Genomic DNA, 20,043 nt, shown 5'->3' with positions numbered 1-20,043 from the left:
GCGCTCAGCCTCGCGGCGGCCAGGCGAGCTTCGGCTCGGCCCGGCCCGTCTGTTTCACGATCGGCTCAAGGCGCTGCGCGGGGGAGGGACGATGGCTCCTCTCCGGCACCACCGGCGGCGGCGGGATGGGCGGGGCGAGGCGGGGCTCTGGGACGGGGGACGTGTCGGGGCGCAGGATCGGCGACTCGGCGGGAATCGCGAATTCGGTGCCGCGGACGGCGCTGCCTTGGGCGAGGCGCGCGCTGATCTGCCGCAGCTCCTCGTGCATAACCTCGAGGCGTGCTTCGAGCGCCTCGATCCGCCCCTTCACGCCGAACACGGAGAAGGGCATCAGCACCCAGGCGAGCAGGATGGTCAGGCCGAGGACGAGCAGGACAAGCGCGGCCCAGTCGGGCAGGCCGGGGATTCTGAGGTCGAGCATGTCGGCACTGTAGCAGGAGGGCAGGCGCCTGGCACCCCGCGCGGGCGGCCCTTGTCGTGCGCGTCAGGCCACTTCGGCGGCGGCGATCAGCCCTGCCCGCTCGTGCACCCTCCCTTCGCCCTCGAGAAGGGCGAGCTGCGCGGCGAGCGCCGGCTGCGCGCCGGGGCCGAGGCCGAGAAGCCGCGCCGCGCCCGCGATGACGGCCTCGCGCGCGGCGGCCCCGCCGCCCAGGTCGAGGGCGGCGAGAAGCGCGGCGCGGAGTTCGCCGGGCGCGATCCAGGCCGGGCTGCGCCAGGGCTCGGCGAGGGCGGAACGGTCGCGCACCTGCAGCGCCGTTCCGTCGGTCCGCCAGAACTCCCCCTCCTGCGTGAGGCCATGAAGCTCCTTCGCGAGCCTCAGCGCCTGCAGCACCGCGGCGCGCTCCCTCGGCCCCGCCTCGATGCCCCAAAGCTCGGCGACACGGGCGATCACCGCGTCCGTGTGCACGGGGCCCTCGATCCGCACGATCTCCTCGACAATCGCGCCGAGCCGCGCGAACGGCACGGCGGCGAGCGGCGTGTCCTTCGGCACGGCGGGAGCGGCGATGGCGTAGGGAACACTCAGCCCGTGCGGCGCCGGCCTCGCCTCCCGTTCTGCCGCCGGTTGCTCCTCGCGCGCGCCTGCGAGTGCCGCAAGCCGCGCGGCTTCCGCCTCCGGGCGGACGAGCCAATCCGCCGCCCAGCTTCGGGTGAGCCGCCAGCCCATCATGCCGAGAGCGCTCTCCTGAAGCCGGTCGCGATCACGCGCAGAGCGGGCCGAGGCGTAGAACGCGCCATCGGTGAGGATTCCGAGGCCGTAGCCCTCGCCCGCGGGGTCGCGCACCGCAACGTCCACATAGAGCCCGGAAAGCCCGACGCGACGCGAGACCGAGAGGCCCTCGCGCTCGAGCGCGCCCACGATCGCCTCCGAGAGCGCCGAGTCGTCCTCCCCTTCCGCGGTCGCGACGGTCTCGGCGCCAGCCGCGTAGGCGAGGAAGCGCTTCAGCACCGCGGGGCCCCGCCCGGAGGCGCGGGCGAGGTCGATGTCATCGGCGCTGAGGCCGGAGAAGACGATGCAGCGCTTCTTCGCCCGCGTGATCAGCACATTCAGGCGACGCTCTCCGCCTTCGGCCGAGAGCGGGCCGAAGCGCATCGCAAGCTTCCCGTCAGGCCCGCGCGCATAACCGACGCTGATCAGGATCGCGTCGCGCTCGTCGCCCTGCACGTTCTCGAGGTTCTTGACGAAGAAGGGCTCCGCCGGGTGGGCGCTGAAGAACGCCTCGAGCGAGGGGTCGGCGCGACGCCGTGCCTCGACCGCATCGAGGATGGCGTCGCGCTGCCGCACGCTGAAGGCGACCACCCCGAGCGTGTCGCCGGGTGTCTCGCGCGCGTGGCGAACGACCGCGTCCGCCACCGCCTCGGCCTCGGCCGCGTTCGTTCTCGTCCCTCCCGCATCGAAACTTCCCTCGACCCGCACAAGCGACAGGCCAAGGCCAGGGGAGCGTGGCCGCGGCGAGGGGATGACGAGCAGGCGGTTCTCGTAGAATTCGGCGTTCGAGACGGCGATCAGGCTCTCGTGTCGCGAGCGGTAGTGCCAGCGCAGCATCTGGGTGGGCCAGCCGCGCGCGTTGCAGAGGGAGAGAATGCTCTCGACATCCTTCGCTTGGACATCCTCCTGGGCGGCCTCGTCCTCATCCTCCTCGCCGGTGAGGCGCGCGAAGAAGCGCGTGGGCGGCATCTGCCGGTCATCGCCGACGATCACCATCGCCCGCGCGCGCGCGATCGCCCCGAACGCATCGGCCGGTTCCACCTGGCTCGCCTCGTCGATCACGAGGAGGTCGAAGCCGATCGCTCCGGGGGCGAGGAATTCCGCCACCGCAAGCGGGCTCATCATGAACACGGGCTTGATCGCCTGGATCGCGTTCGGCGCGCGCGCGATCAGCGTGCGGATCGGGAGGTGCCCGCGCTTCTTGGCGAGCTCGCCGCGGATCACCGCCATCTCGCGCAGCATGTCCGGCCCCTCGGCAATGCGAAGACGGGCGGCATGGGCGGCTGCCGCCTCCGCCCGCGCGAGCGCGATCCGCGCCCGGTCGGCCTCGCGGAACTCCTCGACAAGGCGCGTGAAGGCGGGGCCGTCGAAGGCGGCAAGCGTGGGAGACGCGCGCATCGCCGCCGCAAGCAGCGCCTCGGCAAGCGCGCGTCGGAACAGGGCGGGCGCGTCCTCCGGCGCGATCGACCCGGAGGCGAGACGTTCCGCGACGGCTCCGATCCCGGCCGCTTCGGCCTCCGCTCGCAGCCGCGTCCAGCCGAGCCAGTCGGCGAGAGCGCCTTCCGGAGCCGCTGCCCAGAGGCCGAGGCGTTCGGCGAGCGCCACAAGGGCTGGGTCGTCGCTGCCGAAGGCGTGGGCAAGGTCGAGGCCGAGCTCGGCGAAAAGGGGGTCGACCGCGTCGCGCACCGCCGCGAGCGCCTCGGCGAGCCGCGTCTCGGCCTTCGCATCGGGGGCGGTGGTGCGGGCGTCAGGGGCGGCAGCGAGCAGCTCCTGGCCCTCGATCAGGGCGCCGAGGAAGGCCTGCGGGTCCGCCGGAGCCGTGCCGCCCGCAAGCGCGGCTAGGGTTGCGCGCGCGCGGCGCCGCGAGGGCGAGAAGGCGCCGAACAGGCCGCCCTCTTCGGCGAGCATGCGCGCGAGCTCGGCAAGGCCGGGCGTGGTCCAAGCCGCCTCGGTCGCGCCAGGAGCGCGCGCGCGCAGGGCGGCGAAGCGCGCAGCGGCGCGGAGCGTGGCGAGCCGCTCCTCCGCCGCACGCCGCGTCGCCGCTCCGGTGGCGGCAAGCGCGCCGAGAGCCTTGAGCGCGGCGGGGAGTCGCGCCGCGACGCGCTCGGCGTCCGTCGGTGCGAGCATGGTGGCTGTCACGCCGCGCCAGGGGTGGCGCGCGGGCGTGCCGATCCGGCGGACGGTCGCGGCAAGCTCCCGCACGAGGCGTGTTGCGGCCTCGATCTCCTCGGCACTCCACGACGCGGCGGGGAGCTGGAAATCCGGCGCCGGCACGCCCGCCGCCTTGAGCCGCGCCGCCTCACCGATCGCGCGGAAGGCGGTCCAGCCGGTCCGCCCGATCGCGGCGTGCATGGTCGCGGCATGGCGGTTGAGGCGACCGCGCAGTGCGCCGAGGGTGCGGATGACCGCGCTCCGGTCGGGCGGGGAGGGCCGTGGCGCCTTCAGCGTGATGTCGAGCTCTGTAAGCAGGGCGCGTCGATTGGCGTTGTCGCTGTGCAGAGCGAGGCAGGCGGCGCCGAGGCCGACGGCGGCAAGACGACGCTGCACCACCTCGAGAGCGGCGAGCTTCTCGGCAACGAACAGAACGGTCTTCCCGTCCAGAACGGCCTGGGCGATCAGGTTGGTGATCACCTGGCTCTTGCCGGTCCCGGGCGGGCCCTGGATGACGAGCGAGGCGCCGCGTCTGACCGCCTCCGCCGCGAGCGTCTGGCTGCCGTCGCTGTCGAGCACGAAATCCAGCCGCTCGACGGGGATCAGGCGATCGATGTCGGTGTCGTCGGGAAAGAGCTCAGCGGGCGGCGGCGGTGTTGCGCCGGCGAGCGCGGCGATGAGGGGGTGCCTGTCCGGCCGCCAGGGCTCGGGCCAAGCGTCCGGGTCGAGATCCCGGTACATCAGGAACTTGGCGAAGGAGAAGAGCCCGACCGCGATCGCATCGCGCTCGACCCGGAAGCCCTCCGCTCCCTCGACCGCCGCGCCGACCGAATCAAGCCAGGCGGAGAGAACCGACCACGCGTCGGGATCGCGCTCGTCGAGCTCGGGAAAGTCGGGCAGGCGGAGTCGGAACTGGTCGGCGAGGAAGGCCTGGAGCGTGAGATTGCCTCCCACTTCGCCCTCGTCCCAGGCGAGGCGGAACGGGTCGCGCGCCGTGCCGCGGCGAAGCAGGGCGGGGACCATGATCAGCGGGGCACGCCGCTCGGTTCCGGGCGTGTTCGGGTCGCGCCACAGAAGCTGGCCGAGAGAGCAGGCGAGGATGTTGATCCCCTGCTCCTCGCGCACCGACCGGGAGTCGCGCTCGAGCCGGGTGAGCACGCGGGCAAGAGCGGCTTCCGCGAGCGGGGAGGAGAGTAGCGTGTCGTCGGGGTCGGGCGCGGCGCCGGTCCCTGCCGCACCGGTCGCTGTGGTGGCGCGGCGTCGCGGACGCTTTGCGCCGTCATCCCCTGGTGCGGCCGAGACCGCGGCGGGAGCGAATCCCATCGCGGCCCGTTCGGAGACGAGACGACGGAACACGGCCTCCGACCGCTCGCCGTCGATCGCAAGCACGCCGGCGCTTCGGCCGGGGGCGGGCAGGGAGAGCAGGCGGTTTCGCGTCGAGAAGTCGAGCAGGCTTCGCCGCGCCGCGAGAAGTGCCGCCCTCACCGCCTCCGTCATGCGTCCGCCCCCCTGCCGGCCGCGATCCTGCCCAAAGCCCGGGCGCTCTGGGAAGCGCCACACGACAAAAGGGCCCGCCTGGGGGCGGGCCCGAGTGGCAGCGTCGGGTCTGCCGCGCCGGCGCGGCGGGGAGTATCCGCGTCCGTTGCGCCTTGCTTCACGCCCGGCAGTCGGGCTCGACGCGAGGATGGCACCACGATCCCGCCCGCGCCGCCTTGCGCTGGATCAAGACCGGTCCGTTCCGCTCGGGCGGCCCGACACCGCGCCCTGGGGCCCCGACCCGAGGCGGGCCGTGATGCGGCGCGCTCCGCCCCATGCTACGTTTCCGTGCGACTCGGCGGTGCGGGGCAACCGTGCCGCGAGGATGATCCGGCAGCAGGACAGAGGCCGACGCGATGGACAAGAACAAGGCGCTCGACCAGGCGCTCCAGCAGATCGAGCGCGCCTTCGGCAAGGGCTCGGTCATGCGGATGGGCAGCAAGGCCCAGGGCGAGCCGATCGAGGTCATCCCCACAGGCTCGCTCGGCCTCGATCTCGCCCTTGGCATCGGCGGCCTGCCGCGCGGGCGGATCATCGAGATCTACGGGCCTGAGAGCTCCGGCAAGACGACGCTCGCGCTCCACTGCATCGCGGAAGCGCAGAAGCGCGGCGGCACCTGTGCCTTCATCGACGCCGAGCACGCGCTCGACCCGGTTTATGCACGAAAGCTCGGCTGCGACGTCGACAACCTGTTGATCAGCCAGCCCGACAGCGGCGAGCAGGCGCTCGAGATCGCCGACACGCTGGTCCGGTCGGGCGCGATCGACGTGCTCGTGGTCGACAGCGTCGCCGCGCTCGTCCCCCGCGCTGAACTCGAAGGCGAGATGGGCGACAGCCATGTCGGGCTGCATGCGCGGCTGATGAGCCAGGCCCTGCGCAAGCTCACCGGCTCGGTCTCTCGGTCGAAGACGATCCTGATCTTCCTTAACCAGATACGCCTCAAGATCGGGGTGATGTTCGGCAACCCCGAGACCACCACGGGCGGCAATGCGCTCAAGTTCTACGCCTCGATCCGCATGGAGATACGCCGGATCGGCGCGATCAAGGACCGCGACGAGGTGGTTGGCAACCAGACGCGGGTGAAGGTGGTGAAGAACAAGATGGCGCCGCCGTTCCGGCAGGTCGAGTTCGACATCACCTATGGCGAGGGGATCTCGAAGACGGGCGAGCTGATCGATCTTGGCGTCAAGGCGGGGATCATCGAGAAATCGGGCGCGTGGTTCAGCTTCGACAGCCAGAGGATCGGCCAGGGGCGCGAGAACGCGAAGGCCTTCCTCAAGGAGAACCCTGCCGTTGCGGCAAAGATCGAGGAGCGGATCCGCGCCCAAGCCGGCCAGGTGGCCGACAGCCTGATGGCCTCGGGCGGCGAGGACGCAGACGCAGCCGACTGAGCCGGCAGGGCCTGCTCCAGCTGGCGTTGCCCCCTCGTCTGTTCACCGAACGCGGTCGGACGCGCGCCTTGTGCGGCGTCACGCTTCGGGTGATGCCCCATCGGTGACGTGCGGGCCTCTTGCGTCAGCGCCCGGCGACGGCGGGCGGCAGGCGGTGCGACGCCGTGCGCGCGGCGCGCCGGGCCCTGGGGCAGCGCCGGCTAGGGATCGGCACCGGGCCTCCCTAGGAAAAGCGCGCCCTCCCGGCTAGATACGGGGCGAGACGCGGCCGCGCCGGCCGAACGCAAGCCCTCGGTATACGCACCCATGCCCTCGTCGAACGACATCCGCGCCGCCTTCCTCGACTTCTTCGCGCGCAACGGCCACACGGTCGTGCCGTCCTCGCCGCTCGTGCCGCGCAACGACCCCACACTGATGTTCACCAACGCCGGCATGGTTCAGTTCAAGAACGTGTTCACCGGGCTCGAGACGCGGCCCTACTCCCGGGCGGTGACGGCACAGAAATGCGTCCGCGCTGGCGGCAAGCACAACGACCTCGAGAATGTCGGCTACACCGCCCGCCACCACACTTTCTTCGAGATGCTCGGGAACTTCTCCTTCGGCGACTATTTCAAGGAGCGGGCGATCGCCCTTGCCTGGGAGCTCGTGACCAGGGACTACGGCCTGCCGCGGGAGCGTCTCCTCGTCACCGTCTACCATGAGGACGACGAGGCGGCGTCGCTGTGGAGGAGGATCGCGGGGCTGCCGGAGGAGAGGATCATCCGGATCCCCACCTCCGACAATTTCTGGTCGATGGGCGACACCGGCCCCTGCGGGCCCTGTTCTGAGATCTTCTACGACCATGGCCCAGAGGTCGCCGGCGGCCCGCCCGGAAGCGACGAGGCCGATGGCGACCGCTTCATCGAAATCTGGAACCTCGTCTTCATGCAGTTCGAGGCGCTGCCCGACGGCAGCCGCGTCCCCCTGCCCAAGCCTTCGATCGACACCGGGCTAGGGCTCGAGCGGCTTGCCGCCATCCTCCAGGGCAAGCACGACAACTACGACACCGACACGCTGCGCGCCCTGATTCTCGCCTCCGCCGAGGCCACGCGGACCGACCCGGACGGGCCGCATCGCGTGAGCCACCGTGTGGTGGCCGACCATCTTCGCTCGGCGTGCTTTCTCGTCGCCGACGGCGTTCTGCCCTCGAACGAGGGGCGCGGCTACGTGCTGAGGCGTATCATGCGCCGGGCGATGCGCCACGCTCACCTGATGGGCGCGACCGAGCCGTTGCTGTGTCGGCTCGTTCCGGCCCTTATTCGTCAGATGGGTGTGGCCTATCCTGAGCTCGGCCGTGCCGAGGCGCTGATCACCGAGACGCTTCGCACCGAGGAGACGCGATTCCGCGCCATGCTCGACCGCGGCCTCCATCTGCTTGCGGAGGAGACGGCGAAGCTCGGCGCGGGCGAGCCACTTCCCGGTGCGGTCGCGTTCAAGCTGTATGACACCTACGGCTTCCCGCTCGACCTCACCCAGGATGCGCTCAAGGCCGAGGGGCGGGGCGTCGATGTCGCCGGCTTCCAGGCGGCGATGCAGGAGCAGCGCGCCCGCGCCCGCGCCGCCTGGGCTGGGTCGGGCGAGGCGGCGACCGAGGCGGTGTGGTTCGACCTGCGCGACCGCGTGGGCGCGACCGAGTTCCTGGGCTACACGGCCGAGGCGGCGGAAGCGGAGGTGCGCGCCATCGTGGTGAACGGAAAACCCGTTCAGGAGGCGCGCGGCGGCGACGAGGTTGCGGTGATCCTCAACCAGACCCCGTTCTATGGCGAGAGCGGCGGCCAGGTCGGCGACACGGGCACCATCACCAACGCCGACGGGCTCATCGTCGCGGTGCGCGACACGCAGAAGAAGCTCGGCGATCTCTTCGTGCATCTCGGAACGGTGCGCCAGGGCGTTCTGAGGGTGGGCGATGCCGTGCGCGCGAGCGTCGACGCCGCCCGTCGCAGCGCGATCCGCGCCCACCACTCCGCCACCCATCTCCTGCACGAGGCGCTTCGCCGCCGGCTCGGCATGCATGTCGCGCAGAAGGGCTCTCTGGTTGCGCCCGACCGTCTGCGCTTCGACGTCAGCCACCCGAGGCCGATCGAGCCGGCCGAGCTCGCCTGGGTCGAGGCGGAGGTGAACGCGCGCGTGCGCGAGAACGCCCCTGTAGTCACCCGGCTGATGACCCCCGACGAGGCGGTGAGGCAAGGCGCAATCGCTCTCTTCGGCGAGAAGTATGGCGAGGAGGTGCGCGTCGTCTCGATGGGCTACGACCCGGAGGCGACGGAGCGAGGAGGGAACTACTCGGTGGAACTCTGCGGCGGCACGCATGTGCGCGCGACCGGCGAGATCGGCCTGTTCAAGATCGTCGCGGAGGGAGCGGTGAGCGCAGGCGTGCGCCGCGTCGAGGCGGTGACCGGAGAGGCGGCGCTTGCCTATATCGGCGAGACCGAGAAGGCGCTCGCGCGCGCCGCCGCCGCCTTGAAGGTTCCGCCCGCCGAGGTGCCGGCGCGGATCGAGGCGGTGATCGAGGAGCGTCGCCGGCTCGAGCGGGAGCTGTCCGACCTCCGCAGGAAGCTCGCCACGGGCGATGCCGGCGCGGCTCCGACCTACGAGGAGGTGGGCGGGGTGCGGTTCGCCGGCCGCGTGGTCGAGGTGCCGGCGCGCGAGCTCAAGGGGCTTGCGGACGAGATCAGGAAGCGGCTCGGCTCCGGCGTCGTGGCGCTCGTTTCGCCGATGGATGGAAAGGCCTCGATTGTCGTGTCGGTCTCGCCGGACCTGACCGGTCGTTTCAGCGCCGTGGCGCTCGCCCAGGCCGCTTCCGCCGCCGTCGGCGGCAGGGGCGGCGGCGGACGGCCGGACATGGCCCAGGCGGGCGGGCCAGATGCGGCGAAGGCGGAGGAGGCTCTCGCCGCGGTCAGAGGGGCGCTCGCTGCCTGACGCGGCAGCACGGGGCCCGCGCCTCCGCGCCGGGTGTCGCCGGGGTCGCGTCGCCGGTGCACCCGTGGCATGAGTGGGGCGCGGAAGGGCGACTGGGACTGAGCGGGGGCGTCGGCGGATGCAACCGACATCGGGCGTGACGGCGCCACAGGTTCATGCGGCGGTGACGGTCCGCGATGCGGCGGAGGCCGACATCCCCGCGATCGTCGAGATCACCAACGACGCCATTCTCACGACCACGGCGAACTGGAACATCACGCCCGTGACGCACGCGCAAAGGCTCGCTTGGCTCGAGGAACGACGCGCGGGGGGCTTTCCGGTTCTGGTCGCCGAGCTCGGCGGCGCGGTCGCGGGCTTTGCGAGCTTCGCCCAGTTCCGGCCCTACGAGGGCTATCTGCACAGCGTGGAGCACGGGCTCTATGTCGCGCGCGCCGCGCAGCGTCGGGGCGTCGGCTCCGCCCTGCTCGGGGCGCTGATCGAGCGGGCGGTGGCGTTCGGGGCGCATGTGATGGTCGCAGGCATCGAGGCGCGGAACGAGGCGTCGCTCGCGCTGCACGAGCGCTTCGGCTTCGTGCGTGTCGGGCTGATGCCCGAGGTGGGCCGGAAGTTCGACCGCTGGCTCGACCTCGTGCTGATGCAGCGTATCCTCGGCAACTGACCCAGGCGACCGACCGGCACGCCCCCGACCGCCGCGCTCAGGCGAGCGGGAGCGTGGTGACGCTGTAGCCGTGGCGTATCACCCGCCCGAGCACCGGGTCGGCGAGCTCCATCTCGAAGCGCCGGCTCGGACGTATGCCGCCGATCGCGCCGAAAGTGCCGCCGAACATCACGGTGCCGACCGGAAGCGGCGCCCCTCCCGTGTAGCCCTCAATCAGTTCCTCGGGACGGCGGATCGAGGCGACCAACCCGTCCTGGTAGATCGCAAGCCCCTCGCCCTCGTCGATCCAGGCCTTGAGGGTCAGGCTGTCCCAGTGCTCCGCCACCTCGTCGAAGCGCCACAGCACCGGGGCAACCACCTTGGCGCAGAGCTGCTTCGAGACGTCGATCGCCACAGCCTCGACGCGGCGGTCGGTATGGTCCGAGCCGAGGCCGACCCAGAGACCGTCGGGCATGCCGACGAGCACGAACTCGACCTCGCCTGAGGTGTCGGGGCCGAGCACCTCAATCGCCGTGCCGTGGGTGATCAGCGAGGAGGTGTTTCGGAAATAGGCGGGGATCCGCGCCGGCGCCTTGACGCCGATCGCTGCAAGCTCGGCAAGATGGTGCTCGACGGCGGCGGTGTCGCGCCCGGTGAGGCCCGCGACGACAAGGGCGCGCAGCTCGAGCGTGCGGCGCTCGGCTCCGGCGGCGGAAACGCAGGTGACGGAGAGCGTGGTCATCAGCCTGCGAGCGCCCGGTCCTTGCCGCGGCGGATCGAGGGCAGAGCCATCGCCACCACCGCGACCAGCGCGAGCGCAAGCAGCGTGGCGCTGATCGGGCGCTGGAGGAACACCATCGGGTCCCCGCGGGAGAGCAGCATCGCCCGGCGCAGATGCTCCTCCATCATCGGGCCGAGCACGAAGCCGATCAGCATCGGCGCGGGCGGGCAGCCGATCTTGGAGAAGAGATAGCCGAGGAGGGCGAACACCACCGTGACGAACACGTCGAAGCTGTTGTTGTTGAGGCTGTAGACGCCGATCGCGCAGAACACGAGGATGGACGGATACATCAGATCATAGGGCACCTTGAGCAGCCGCACCCACATGCCGATCAGGGGCAGGTTGATGATCACGAGCATCAGGTTGCCGATCCACATCGAGGCGATCAGCCCCCAGAACAGAGCGGGCTGGGCCTCGATCATGCGCGGCCCCGGCTGGATACCCTGGATGATCAAGGCGCCGACCATCAGCGCCATCACCGCATTGGCCGGGATGCCGAGGGTGAGCAGCGGGATGAACGAGGTCTGGGCGGCGGCGTTGTTGGCACTCTCGGGTGCGGCCACGCCCTCGATCGCTCCCTTGCCGAAGAGGTGCTTGTTGCGGCTGATGCGGCGCTCGAGCGTGTAGGCGCCCATCGATGAGAGGGCGGCACCGCCGCCCGGCAGAATGCCGACGATCGAGCCGAGCATGGTGCCGCGCAGCACCGGGCCCACCACGCGCTTCCACTCCTCCTTCGTCAGCCACAGCCGGCTGATCCTCGTCTTCAGCGCGTCGCGCATCTCCGGCATCTCGAGGTTGCGGATGATCTCGGCGACGCCGAACATGCCCATCGCCATCGGCGCGAAGCCGATGCCGTCGGACAGTTCGGGGATGTTGAAGGTGAAGCGCTGCTGACCGGTCTGCACGTCGGTTCCGACGAGGCCGAGCCCGACGCCGGCCACCATCATCGCGATCGACTTGACGACATTGCCCTCGGAGAGCACGGCCGAGACGATCAGGCCGAGGAACATCAGCGAGAAGTAGTCGGCCGGCCCGAAGGAAAGGGCGATGGAGGTGAGCAGCGGGCCCGAGGCGGCGACGAGCAGGGTGGAGACGCAGCCCGCGAAGAACGACCCGAGAGCGGCGATGGCGAGAGCGGGCCCGGCTTGGCCGTTGCGCGCCATCTGGTAGCCGTCGAGCGCGGTGATCACCGAGCTGACCTCGCCCGGCAGGTTCATCAGGATCGAAGTCGTCGAGCCGCCATACTGCGCGCCGTAGTAGATGCCGGCGAGCATGATGATGGCGGTGGTCGAGGACATGCCGAAGGTGAGCGGTAGGAGCAGGCTGATGGTTGCCACCGGGCCGATGCCGGGAAGCACGCCGATCGCCGTGCCGAGCAGGGCGCCGATCAGACAGGCGCCGAGATTCTGAAGCGTCAGAGCGACGCTGAACCCGAAGGCGAGGTTGGAGAGCAGGTCCATCCGGCTTGGCCTCAGTGCGACCAGGGGAACACAGGAATTCGGATGTCGAGATACCAAATGAACAGGAACCAGCAGAGCGCGAGCAGGAAGGCGACGAGCCCGGCGACGCGCATGGGCTTCCACCGCTTCTCTGCGAGCGAGGCGATGGCCACACAGAGCGTGATCGAGGCGACGAAGCCGAGCCGCTCGACGGTCAGCCCGAACACGACCATCGCGGCGAGGATGAGGGCGAGTTCGCGCCAGGCGAAGCGGCCGATCGCGTTCGCGCCGCTGAACAGGCCGCCGAGAACGACCACGACGCCAAGCCCGCCGAGGATCCAGAAGGCGAGCATCGGCATGTAGCCCGGGCCCATCCGCCGCGCCGTGCCGATCGGATGTGCGGTGTTCAACCACAGCATGACGCCGGCAAAGGCGATGAAGAGAAGGCCGGCGAAGATGTCCTGCGCGTCTGGCTTGAGCCGCATGGCCTCCGCTCCCTCGTGTGCGCTAGTCGGCTGTCGCGCCCGAGGCGCGCACCACCGGCGCCCAGGTGGCGACCTCGCGCTCGACGAAGGCGGTGAACTCGGCAGGAGACCAGTCGCGCGGGCTGCCGCCGAGCTCGTCAAGGCGCCTCGCGACGGCAGGCTCGGCGATGCTCGCGCGGATCTCGGCGTTCAGCCGCTCGACGATCGCGCTTGGGGTGCCGGCTGGGGCGGAGACGCCAAACCAGGAATAGGAGACGATGTCGATGCCCTGTTCCCGGAAGGTCGGCACATCCGGGAATGCCGGGCTGCGCTCCGCCCCCGAGACGGCGAGCGCCCTCACGCTTCCCGCCCGGATATGCGCCGAAGCGGAGGGAAGGCTGTCGAACATCACGCCAACCACCCCCGCGATCACGTCCGTCATCGCCGGGCCGGCGCCGCGATAGGGGATGTGGACGAGCTCAAGTCCGGCCGCAAGCGCGAGCCTCACCCCGATCATGTGGTTCGAGGACCCTGCGCCCGAGGTGGCGTAATGCACCTGTCCGGGCCGCGCCTTGGCGAGCGCGATGAAGGCCTCGAGCGACTGCGCCTCGAAGCGCGGGTTGGCCACCATCACGGAGGGGTTCACCGTCACCATCGCGATGTGGGCGAAGTCCTTCACCGGATCGTAGCGGACGTTTCGGTAGAGGGCGGGGCTGATCGCATGGCTTGCGATGTTGCTCATCAGGAGTGTCTGCCCGTCCGGCGGGCTTTGGGCGACCGCAAGGCTGCCGATGGTCGCCCCTGCTCCCGGCCGGTTCTCGATCACGACCGGAACACCGAGGCGCGCCTGCAATCGCTCCCCCACGAGCCTCGCCATGATGTCGGTTGTGCCGCCCGGGGCGAAGGGAACGACGAAGCGGATCGGCCCGTTCGGCCAGGTCCCTTGCGATCGGGCAGGCGCGTACGCCAGGGCAAGCCCCGCGGCGATCAGCCCGCGGCGGGCGATGAGGAGCGGCGCGCGCCCAAAAGCCCGGTGGCACCCTCCTACCATGGCGCATTCCTCGGACCAGTTTCCCCTCGTCTGCGTATCGCATGCCCGGCCAGGACGGGCAAGCCCGCGCCGCCCCGGCTTGCCGCACAGCCTTTGGCGCAGCGTCCTCGCTCCTCGGGGCGACCAAGGTGGGCGAAGCGAGACAGGACCGGCGCATGACGGCGAACGACCCAGAGAGCGTGGTGCGCGAGGAGCTCGAGCGGATCGCCCCGGCGCTGGTCGCGCTCCGGCGAGAGCTGCATCGCGCGCCGGAGCTCGCCTTCGAGGAACACCGCACGGCAGCCCGCGTGGCGGCCGAGCTTTCCCGGATCGGCATTCCCGTGCGCGCCGGTGTGGGGCGCACCGGCGTGGTTGGGCTGATCGAGGGCGGGCGGCCCGGGCCGACGCTTCTCCTCCGCGCCGACATGGACGCCCTGCCGATCGAGGAGCAGACGGGGCTTCCTTTCGCGAGCGAAGTCGCGGGGAAGATGCATGCCTGCGGCCACGACCTGCACACGGCGACGCTGCTCGGGGCGGCCGAGGTTCTCAAGCGCCTCGCCCCAGGCCTTGCGGGGCGCGTGCTCCTCGTCTTCCAGCCGGCGGAGGAGATCCTCGAGGGGGCTGAGGCGATGATCGCCGACGGCGTGCTCGAGGACCCGAAGCCCGATTTCGCTCTCGGCTTCCACAACTGGCCTTACCAGCCCGTCGGCACGATCGGCTGGGTCGAGGGGGCCTGCCAGGCGGCGTCGGATGCGTTCGACATCGTCTTCCGCGGTCGGTCGGGCCACGCCGCCCACCCGCACCAGGCGATCGACCCCGTCGCCGGGGCGGCGCTCTTCATCGGCCAGCTGCAGACCCTGGTGAGCCGGGAGGTGAACCCGCTGTCTCCAGCGGTGGTCACGGTCGGTCATATCCAGGGCGGAACGGTTCGCAACATCATCCCCGATACGGTGACGCTGAAGGGAACCGTGAGCACCCTCGAGGCGTCGGCGCGCGACGCCGTCGAGGCCGGCATGCGCCGCCTGCTCGCCGGCATCGAGACGGGCCTGCGCCTTCCCTCCGACCTCGCCTATGCCCGCAAGGTGCCGCCGCTCGTGAACGACCCGCTCCTGCTCTCGCGCGTGGTCGGCACGATCCGGGCGGCGTTTGGCGAGGCGTCGGTGGTCAAGGGCAGCCCGAGCATGGGGGCGGAGGATTTCGCCTGCTTCGCCGCCGCGGTGCCGGCGGCGCATCTGCGCATCGGCGCCGGCGCGCCCGGGCGGAACGACTCGCTCCACAACAGCGCCTACCAGCCCGACGAGGGCGCGATCGCCGTCGGTGTGGAGGCGCTCGCTCGCGCGGCGCTCGACCTCCTCCGCTGAGCCGATGCCGGGGGAGGCGCCGACGCTTCGGGTCAGGCTCGCCGAGCTTGCCTCCGCCGAGGTGCGGGAGCGCCTCGCGCGCGGCCCGGTCCTGCTCCTGCCGATGGGAAGCCTCGAGGAGCAGGGGCCGCACGCGCCGATGGGCGACTTCCTGCTCGCCGACCGGCTTGCGACGCTGATGGCCGAACGCGCCGCCTCCGCGGGGATCGAGGCGCTCGTCCTGCCGCCGATCCCCTTCGGCGGGGCGGACTGGTTCGGCTCCGTTCCGGGCGGGGTGTCGCTGAGGCAGACAACGCTCGCCGCCCTGCTCGAGGACGTTCTTTCCTGCCTCGCGCGGCACGGGAGCGATCGCGTTCTGATCGTCAACGGCCATTCCGGAAACGCGACGACCATCGACTTGGTGACGCGCGGGATAGCGCTCGCGGGCAGGCGTCTCGCGCCGTGCCTGCACCTATGGCGGTCTCTCGCCGCGCGCTGGGAGGCCCTGGGCGGGGACCGTGCGACGCTCGGCCATGGTGCCGACCCGCTCTGGTCGGTCGCGCTCGCCCTCTTCCCGGAGCTCTGCCGGCCCGACCTGATGCGCGGGCCGGAACCGCCACCGCCCGTGCTCGGCCTTCCCGTCACGGGCTTCGGCACGCTCGATGCCTTCGGCCTCGACGTCACCGTTCCGATCGAGCTTGATCGGATCGCTCCCTCCGGCGTGGTCGGCGGCGACCCGGCACGCGGCAGCGCCGAGCTCGGCGCGCGCGCCGTCGCCTGGATCGTCGAGGCCGGGGCGCGGCTGATCGCCCATCTCGCCGCGCAGCGCTGAGAGGGCCTGAGCGGCCGGCAGGGGCCGGGTCGGCTGCCGTGCACGGGTCTTTCGGCTCCGACCCGTCGGCAGTTGACCCCTGCCTCAGCCCGGCCGATCGACCCTTCCGAGCATCCAGCCTTCCCAGAGTCGGATCGCCGGGTCGTCCGGCACGCCCTCGGGGTCGCTGCCTGAGGCCACCGCGATCGCGGCGAGCGCGCCGACCGTCGCGTCGAACGGGTCCTCGCCCTCGGGGGAGGGGCCGAAACCGTCCGCGACGAGGTTTTCGAGCGCAGGCTCGAGAGCGACGCCGTGACGGGCCGCCCAGGCGCGGATTGGCCCGGCCTGCGCCCGGCGCCACCCTTGGGTGCGCTTGGCGGAGGGGAGGGAGAGGCCGAGCCGAGCATAGCCCTCTGCGGGGTAGGCCTCAGCCGCGACGACGGCGCCTGGTGCAGCGAGGCTCGCGAGCGTGCCCTCGAAGGGCCACAGACGAAGCCCGATCGCGGACCGCGCTGGCTTGAGGAGTTCCGCCCAGGCGCTCGCCGCCGCCTTGCCCACCTGGTTTCCGCCAAGGGTCCAGAAGATCCCGCAGGCACGGGCAATCCTTCCCCCGTTCGCTGTCCGTCCGGGCAGGTCGCAGGCGCGCAGGAGCCCCTCGGCGTCAAGGCCGAGGCGGTCAAGGAAGCGCTGTTTCAGCCCCTGGCCCCGGACAGGCCCGGCGGGAAAAAACGGGCGTGCGGGCGAGACCTCCTCGAGCGTCTTAGCGGGGACGAGGAACGGCGCGGCCGCCTCGAGCGAGGCGAGCCAGGCCGCGAAGCCGGCGTGCCCGGCGAGGTGGGCGGCAGCGAAGGCGCGGGGAAGGCCGATCGGCACATCGAGCGCGAGCAGGGCCGCCCCACGCCCTGCCTCGGCGGCGAGCCGACGCGTCAGAGCGGCAGGGTCCCCCACCGGCTCCGGCGCAGCGAGCACCCACTCGCGGCCGTGCCGCCGCGCGATCGCGACCTGACGCTTGCGCGCGGCCCCAGTGCGTGCGCCCGACCAGTCGGAATGCGCGACGAGGCGATAGGCGCTCACGACGCCGTTTGCCCAAACAACCCCGGCGCCTGTGGCATACTGTTGCGCGCTCGGGAGGGAGAAGCGGGATGGACCAGCAGGTCGGGACGGTGTCTGGTGCCGTTTTGGCAGGCCGGGATGCGGCGCATCCGGATGGCCAGTACACGACGGTGGCGAAATGGTTCCACTGGGTCACCGTCGTGCTGATGCTGGTCGCCCTCTCCTTCGGGTTCGTGATCAAGTACATCAAGACCGATCCGTTCGAGACCAAGCTCGTCTTCTACGCGATCCACGAATCGGCGGGGCTGACCATCCTCTTCGTTTCGCTCGCGCGCCTTGCCTGGCGGCGCTTCCATCCGCCACCGCCGCTGCCTGACCATGTACCGATGGCGATCCGCCGGGCGGCGGCGGGCGTGCACCACGCGCTCTACGCGCTTCTGATCCTGCAGCCGATCGTCGGCTTCGTCGCCACCAACGCCTGGGGTTTCCCGATGCAGGGGGCGACCGCCTATCTCGGTTTCATTGACCTCCCGGCCGTGGTGGGAGAGACGAAGTGGCTCGCGGAGATCCTCTCCACCATCCACACCGTCTTCGCCTATGCGATCGTGGTCCTGCTCGTCGCACATGTGGGTGGTGCGATCTACCACCACGCGCTCCGCGGTGACGGGACGCTGATGCGGATGTTGTGAACGGGCGGGGGCGGCGAGCGCTTCGAGCGGGCGGGGCGAGCAGGCGTGGGCGCTGGCGATCCGGGCGGGCGCGTTCAGCCCTCGCCGCGGGCGCGGCCGAGCAGGCGGCCGAGCAGCCCCGTTTTGCGCTTCGGCTTCGCTGCCGGGCTTGCGGTGGTGCGCGCGGTCTTTGCCGCCGCCTTCTGCTTCTGCGCGAGCCACTTCTCGAGGCTCATGCCCGCCTTCGCGGCGCGCTTGGCCTCGTAGGCCTTCTGCGCCTCCGTCATCCCTGCCGTCGGGTCCTTGGCCTTGGCCATCGTCGAACTCCATCTCGGATCGGGCGCGACGCTAGCTCAGGCGTCGCGTCGAGGGAACGGGCGGTCTCTCGGGGTGGCGGGGTGCCGGGGGCGACGCCTAGGCGGGGGCGGGCGTTTCCGGGCTTCGGCCGAAGGCGTGCGCGAAGCGCTCGGCGAAGCGTGGCCAGGCCTCCGGGTTGACGAGCCGCGGCGGCCGCTCGCCGCGGAGGAACAGGCCGATCAGCTGCTGCGCTCCCCAGGTGGCGATCCGCCGCCGGCTCTCCTCCGTCACGCCTGCGGTGTGGGGCGAGGCAAGCACGCGCGGGTGACGGAGCAGAGCGTTCGCGGGGTCGGGCTGCGGCTCGCGGTCCCAGCAGTCGAGCCCGGCGCCGGCGAGCCTGCCGCTCTCGAGCGCCTCGAGCACCGCCGCCTCGTCATGGATGAACTGGCGTGCGGTGTTGACCAGAATGGCGCCGTCGCGCATCGCGGCAAGCGCCGTCCCGCCGATCATGCCGCGCGTCTCTTCAGTCAGCGGGCAGTGGATCGAGACGACGTCCGACGCCGCGAGCAGCTCGGAGAGATCGACCTTCTCCGCTCCGCGCGCGGCGACGGTTGCGGTGTCGAGATACGGGTCGGCCGCGAGCACGCGGCAGGAGAAGGCGTCACGGCAGATCCGCGCGACGCGCGTGCCGATATTCCCGAGCCCGATCAGGCCGAGGGTTCGGCCCGCGAGCTCACGGCCCATCAGGGCCGCGCGATCCTGCGCGCGCCCCTCGAGCATCGCCCGGTGCGCCTCCGGGATGCGCTTGAGCAGGGCGAGCATCATCGCGACCGCATGCTCCGCGACGCCTTCCGCATTGCCGCCCGCTTGGGTCATGACCAGAACCCCGGCTCGGGTCATGGCGGGGACGTCGACCGTGTCATACCCCGCACCATGGGTGGACACGGCGAGCAGGTCGGGAGCGCGGGCGAGCAGGGCCGCGTCGGGCCAGAGATGGCGCGGCAACTCGTCGCGCAGGGAGCCGACCTGATAGGCTCTGACGCCTTCGAAGAGTCGCGCGACCTCGTGCTCTTCCGTGGCGGCGCCGACGGGCGTGGTGGCAAGCCGCCGGTCTGCGGCGATGATCTCCGTCCAGGCCGGGTGCGGCAGCGGCTCGGCATGGACGAGGCGTATCGGCTCGGGCATGCGATGGGTGGCTTTCGACGCGGAGGTTGGGCGATGGCGGTGGTGAAGGTGACGGGCATGACCTGCGGCGGGTGCGCGGCCGCCGTCAAGCGGGCCGTGGAAGCGGCGCTACCCGGAGCGACGGCGAAGGTCGATCTCGAACGCGGCGAAGCGGAGATCGTGGGCGGGGATCTCGACGCCGCGAAGGCCGCGATCGTCGCCGCGGGCTTCGGCGTGGCCGAGTGAGGCGCGATGGAGGCGCGGCTCAAGTCGGGCGTCTGGGTCTCGGCCCTGGTTCGCCAGTGTGACCGACAGGCACGCCCTGCCGTGGTTCTGCGCAAGGGCGATGCCGATTCGGGCGGCATCGCGGTGGTGCTGCGGGGGCGCGAGGGGCTGGTGCCGCTTGTGCAGGTGCGTGACGGCGAGGGCAGGCTCGCCTGGCTTCGCGCGACCGGGGAAGGGCCTGTGGACCAGGCGGCGGCGGATGCCTATCTGGCTCGGGCTCTGAAGCGCGACCCTGATCTGTGGGTGGTGGAGGTGGATGCGCCGGACCTTGTTCCGCCCTTCGAGGCGCGGCTTGTGTGAGCGCGCGAGGGCCTATGGGCGGGTGTGCGCGTGCCTGGCAGGGGGGCTCGCTCGGCGGTGCGGTGAGCACCGGCCGGCGGGTGGCGCAGCGGACGCTTCCGGCCCTGGTCCGCTCAGGGGGCGATCGGCCGCGGTGGGCGGTGACAGGGCGGACGAACAGTGGCGCGACGGGGGCGCCCGCAGCGTTCGATATACCTGAGCGTCCTCCCGACCTCGCTTGAGCACGGACAGGGGCCACCTGTGGCCATGGGCCGCCTGGGCGGGCTGACTGTGCCCGGCACCTCCTGGCCCGGTCTTCATTTTCGCCAGTTGCATCGGCTCGGCCGACAGGCTACCGACCACGCGCCGCGTCCCGTTCGTCTAGAGGCCTAGGACACCAGCCTTTCACGTTGGTAACACGGGTTCGAATCCCGTACGGGACGCCATGTCCACCAGCTGTCAAACGTTGCAGTTGCGTGGCTTTGCTGTGTCCGCGCGCTTTCGCCCCTACACTCTGCACCCGCTTCGAGGGCTGAGCGGGCGCCAAGCGCC

The 20,043-nt window shown here is 71.4% G+C and carries 17 protein-coding genes and 1 tRNA gene; 9 read left to right on the top strand and 9 right to left on the bottom strand.

From position 1 onward, the window contains the following. Nucleotides 1-4: 4 nt before the first annotated feature. Both KO353_RS03865 and KO353_RS03860 read right to left on the bottom strand, forming a co-directional pair. Nucleotides 5-421: a hypothetical protein gene (locus KO353_RS03865; protein WP_218286437.1), complete on the bottom strand. Its 417-nt coding sequence runs from the start codon at nucleotides 419-421 to the stop codon at nucleotides 5-7. Nucleotides 422-484: 63 nt separating this feature from the next. Beyond that, nucleotides 485-4,855 (bottom strand): DUF3320 domain-containing protein, encoded by a 4,371-nt coding sequence (locus KO353_RS03860; RefSeq protein ID WP_218286436.1) that lies wholly within the window; start codon nucleotides 4,853-4,855, stop codon nucleotides 485-487. Between the two features lie 395 nt (nucleotides 4,856-5,250). Between KO353_RS03860 and recA the strand changes: the two genes are divergently transcribed. The 3 genes from recA to KO353_RS03845 all read left to right on the top strand — a co-directional run bounded on the left by recA (nucleotide 5,251) and on the right by KO353_RS03845 (nucleotide 9,901). After that, the gene (gene recA / locus KO353_RS03855) at nucleotides 5,251-6,285 is read left to right on the top strand and encodes a recombinase RecA (RefSeq protein WP_218286435.1); all 1,035 of its coding nucleotides are present in this window, start codon (nucleotides 5,251-5,253) and stop codon (nucleotides 6,283-6,285) included. A gap of 306 nt (nucleotides 6,286-6,591) precedes the next feature. Beyond that, entirely contained in the window at nucleotides 6,592-9,243 is a 2,652-nt protein-coding gene (alaS, locus tag KO353_RS03850; protein WP_218286434.1) for an alanine--tRNA ligase, read from the top strand. Nucleotides 9,244-9,379: 136 nt separating this feature from the next. After that, a complete protein-coding gene (locus KO353_RS03845) occupies nucleotides 9,380-9,901 on the top strand; it encodes a GNAT family N-acetyltransferase (protein WP_328774499.1) in 522 nt (173 codons plus the stop codon). Between the two features lie 37 nt (nucleotides 9,902-9,938). Here the strand turns inward: KO353_RS03845 and KO353_RS03840 are convergent, their stop codons facing one another. Genes KO353_RS03840 through KO353_RS03825 form a run of 4 tightly spaced genes read right to left on the bottom strand, consistent with a single transcriptional unit; the run spans nucleotide 9,939 to nucleotide 13,615 of the window. Then, nucleotides 9,939-10,622: a DUF2848 domain-containing protein gene (locus KO353_RS03840; protein ID WP_218286432.1), complete on the bottom strand. Its 684-nt coding sequence runs from the start codon at nucleotides 10,620-10,622 to the stop codon at nucleotides 9,939-9,941. Continuing rightward, a complete protein-coding gene (locus tag KO353_RS03835; RefSeq protein ID WP_218286431.1) occupies nucleotides 10,622-12,121 on the bottom strand; it encodes a tripartite tricarboxylate transporter permease in 1,500 nt (499 codons plus the stop codon). The genes KO353_RS03840 and KO353_RS03835 overlap by 1 nt, the downstream gene beginning before the upstream one ends. Before the next feature lie 11 nt (nucleotides 12,122-12,132). Further along, nucleotides 12,133-12,585: a tripartite tricarboxylate transporter TctB family protein gene (locus tag KO353_RS03830; RefSeq protein WP_218286430.1), complete on the bottom strand. Its 453-nt coding sequence runs from the start codon at nucleotides 12,583-12,585 to the stop codon at nucleotides 12,133-12,135. A 22-nt stretch (nucleotides 12,586-12,607) separates the two neighbouring features. Continuing rightward, nucleotides 12,608-13,615 (bottom strand): Bug family tripartite tricarboxylate transporter substrate binding protein, encoded by a 1,008-nt coding sequence (locus tag KO353_RS03825; RefSeq protein ID WP_218286429.1) that lies wholly within the window; start codon nucleotides 13,613-13,615, stop codon nucleotides 12,608-12,610. 155 nt (nucleotides 13,616-13,770) lie between these two features. On the opposite strand from KO353_RS03825, the gene KO353_RS03820 reads away from it, so the two are divergent. Further along, nucleotides 13,771-14,955 (top strand): M20 metallopeptidase family protein, encoded by a 1,185-nt coding sequence (locus KO353_RS03820; protein ID WP_218286428.1) that lies wholly within the window; start codon nucleotides 13,771-13,773, stop codon nucleotides 14,953-14,955. A gap of 4 nt (nucleotides 14,956-14,959) precedes the next feature. Then, the gene (locus tag KO353_RS03815; protein ID WP_218286427.1) at nucleotides 14,960-15,766 is read left to right on the top strand and encodes a creatininase family protein; all 807 of its coding nucleotides are present in this window, start codon (nucleotides 14,960-14,962) and stop codon (nucleotides 15,764-15,766) included. Between the two features lie 84 nt (nucleotides 15,767-15,850). Here the strand turns inward: KO353_RS03815 and KO353_RS03810 are convergent, their stop codons facing one another. Further along, nucleotides 15,851-16,819 carry a hypothetical protein gene (locus tag KO353_RS03810; protein ID WP_218286426.1) on the bottom strand — a complete coding sequence of 323 codons (969 nt, stop codon included), beginning with the start codon at nucleotides 16,817-16,819 and terminating at the stop codon, nucleotides 15,851-15,853. 68 nt (nucleotides 16,820-16,887) lie between these two features. Here KO353_RS03810 and KO353_RS03805 point away from each other — a divergent pair, with 68 nt between their 5' ends. Then, nucleotides 16,888-17,487, top strand: a complete 600-nt coding sequence (locus KO353_RS03805; RefSeq protein ID WP_218286425.1) for a cytochrome b — start codon at nucleotides 16,888-16,890, stop codon at nucleotides 17,485-17,487. Nucleotides 17,488-17,561: 74 nt separating this feature from the next. On the opposite strand, the gene KO353_RS03800 is transcribed toward KO353_RS03805, so the two are convergent. Both KO353_RS03800 and KO353_RS03795 read right to left on the bottom strand, forming a co-directional pair. Next, complete coding sequence (locus KO353_RS03800; RefSeq protein WP_218286424.1) at nucleotides 17,562-17,783, bottom strand: hypothetical protein; 222 nt, start codon at nucleotides 17,781-17,783, stop codon at nucleotides 17,562-17,564. A gap of 97 nt (nucleotides 17,784-17,880) precedes the next feature. Beyond that, nucleotides 17,881-18,948 carry a hydroxyacid dehydrogenase gene (locus KO353_RS03795; protein ID WP_218286423.1) on the bottom strand — a complete coding sequence of 356 codons (1,068 nt, stop codon included), beginning with the start codon at nucleotides 18,946-18,948 and terminating at the stop codon, nucleotides 17,881-17,883. Nucleotides 18,949-18,981: 33 nt separating this feature from the next. Here KO353_RS03795 and KO353_RS03790 point away from each other — a divergent pair, with 33 nt between their 5' ends. The 3 genes from KO353_RS03790 to KO353_RS03780 all read left to right on the top strand — a co-directional run bounded on the left by KO353_RS03790 (nucleotide 18,982) and on the right by KO353_RS03780 (nucleotide 19,937). Continuing rightward, complete coding sequence (locus KO353_RS03790) at nucleotides 18,982-19,173, top strand: heavy-metal-associated domain-containing protein (protein ID WP_218286422.1); 192 nt, start codon at nucleotides 18,982-18,984, stop codon at nucleotides 19,171-19,173. Between the two features lie 6 nt (nucleotides 19,174-19,179). Beyond that, nucleotides 19,180-19,512 (top strand): DUF1491 family protein, encoded by a 333-nt coding sequence (locus KO353_RS03785; protein WP_218286421.1) that lies wholly within the window; start codon nucleotides 19,180-19,182, stop codon nucleotides 19,510-19,512. 349 nt (nucleotides 19,513-19,861) lie between these two features. Further along, a tRNA-Glu gene (locus KO353_RS03780) sits at nucleotides 19,862-19,937 on the top strand. Nucleotides 19,938-20,043: the final 106 nt, after the last annotated feature.

Source organism: Elioraea tepida (assembly GCF_019203965.1).
Taxonomy (GTDB): domain Bacteria; phylum Pseudomonadota; class Alphaproteobacteria; order Acetobacterales; family Acetobacteraceae; genus Elioraea_A; species Elioraea_A tepida.
Note: the sequence above shows the minus strand (reverse complement) of the source record. Positions and strands in the feature narration are given on the sequence as shown.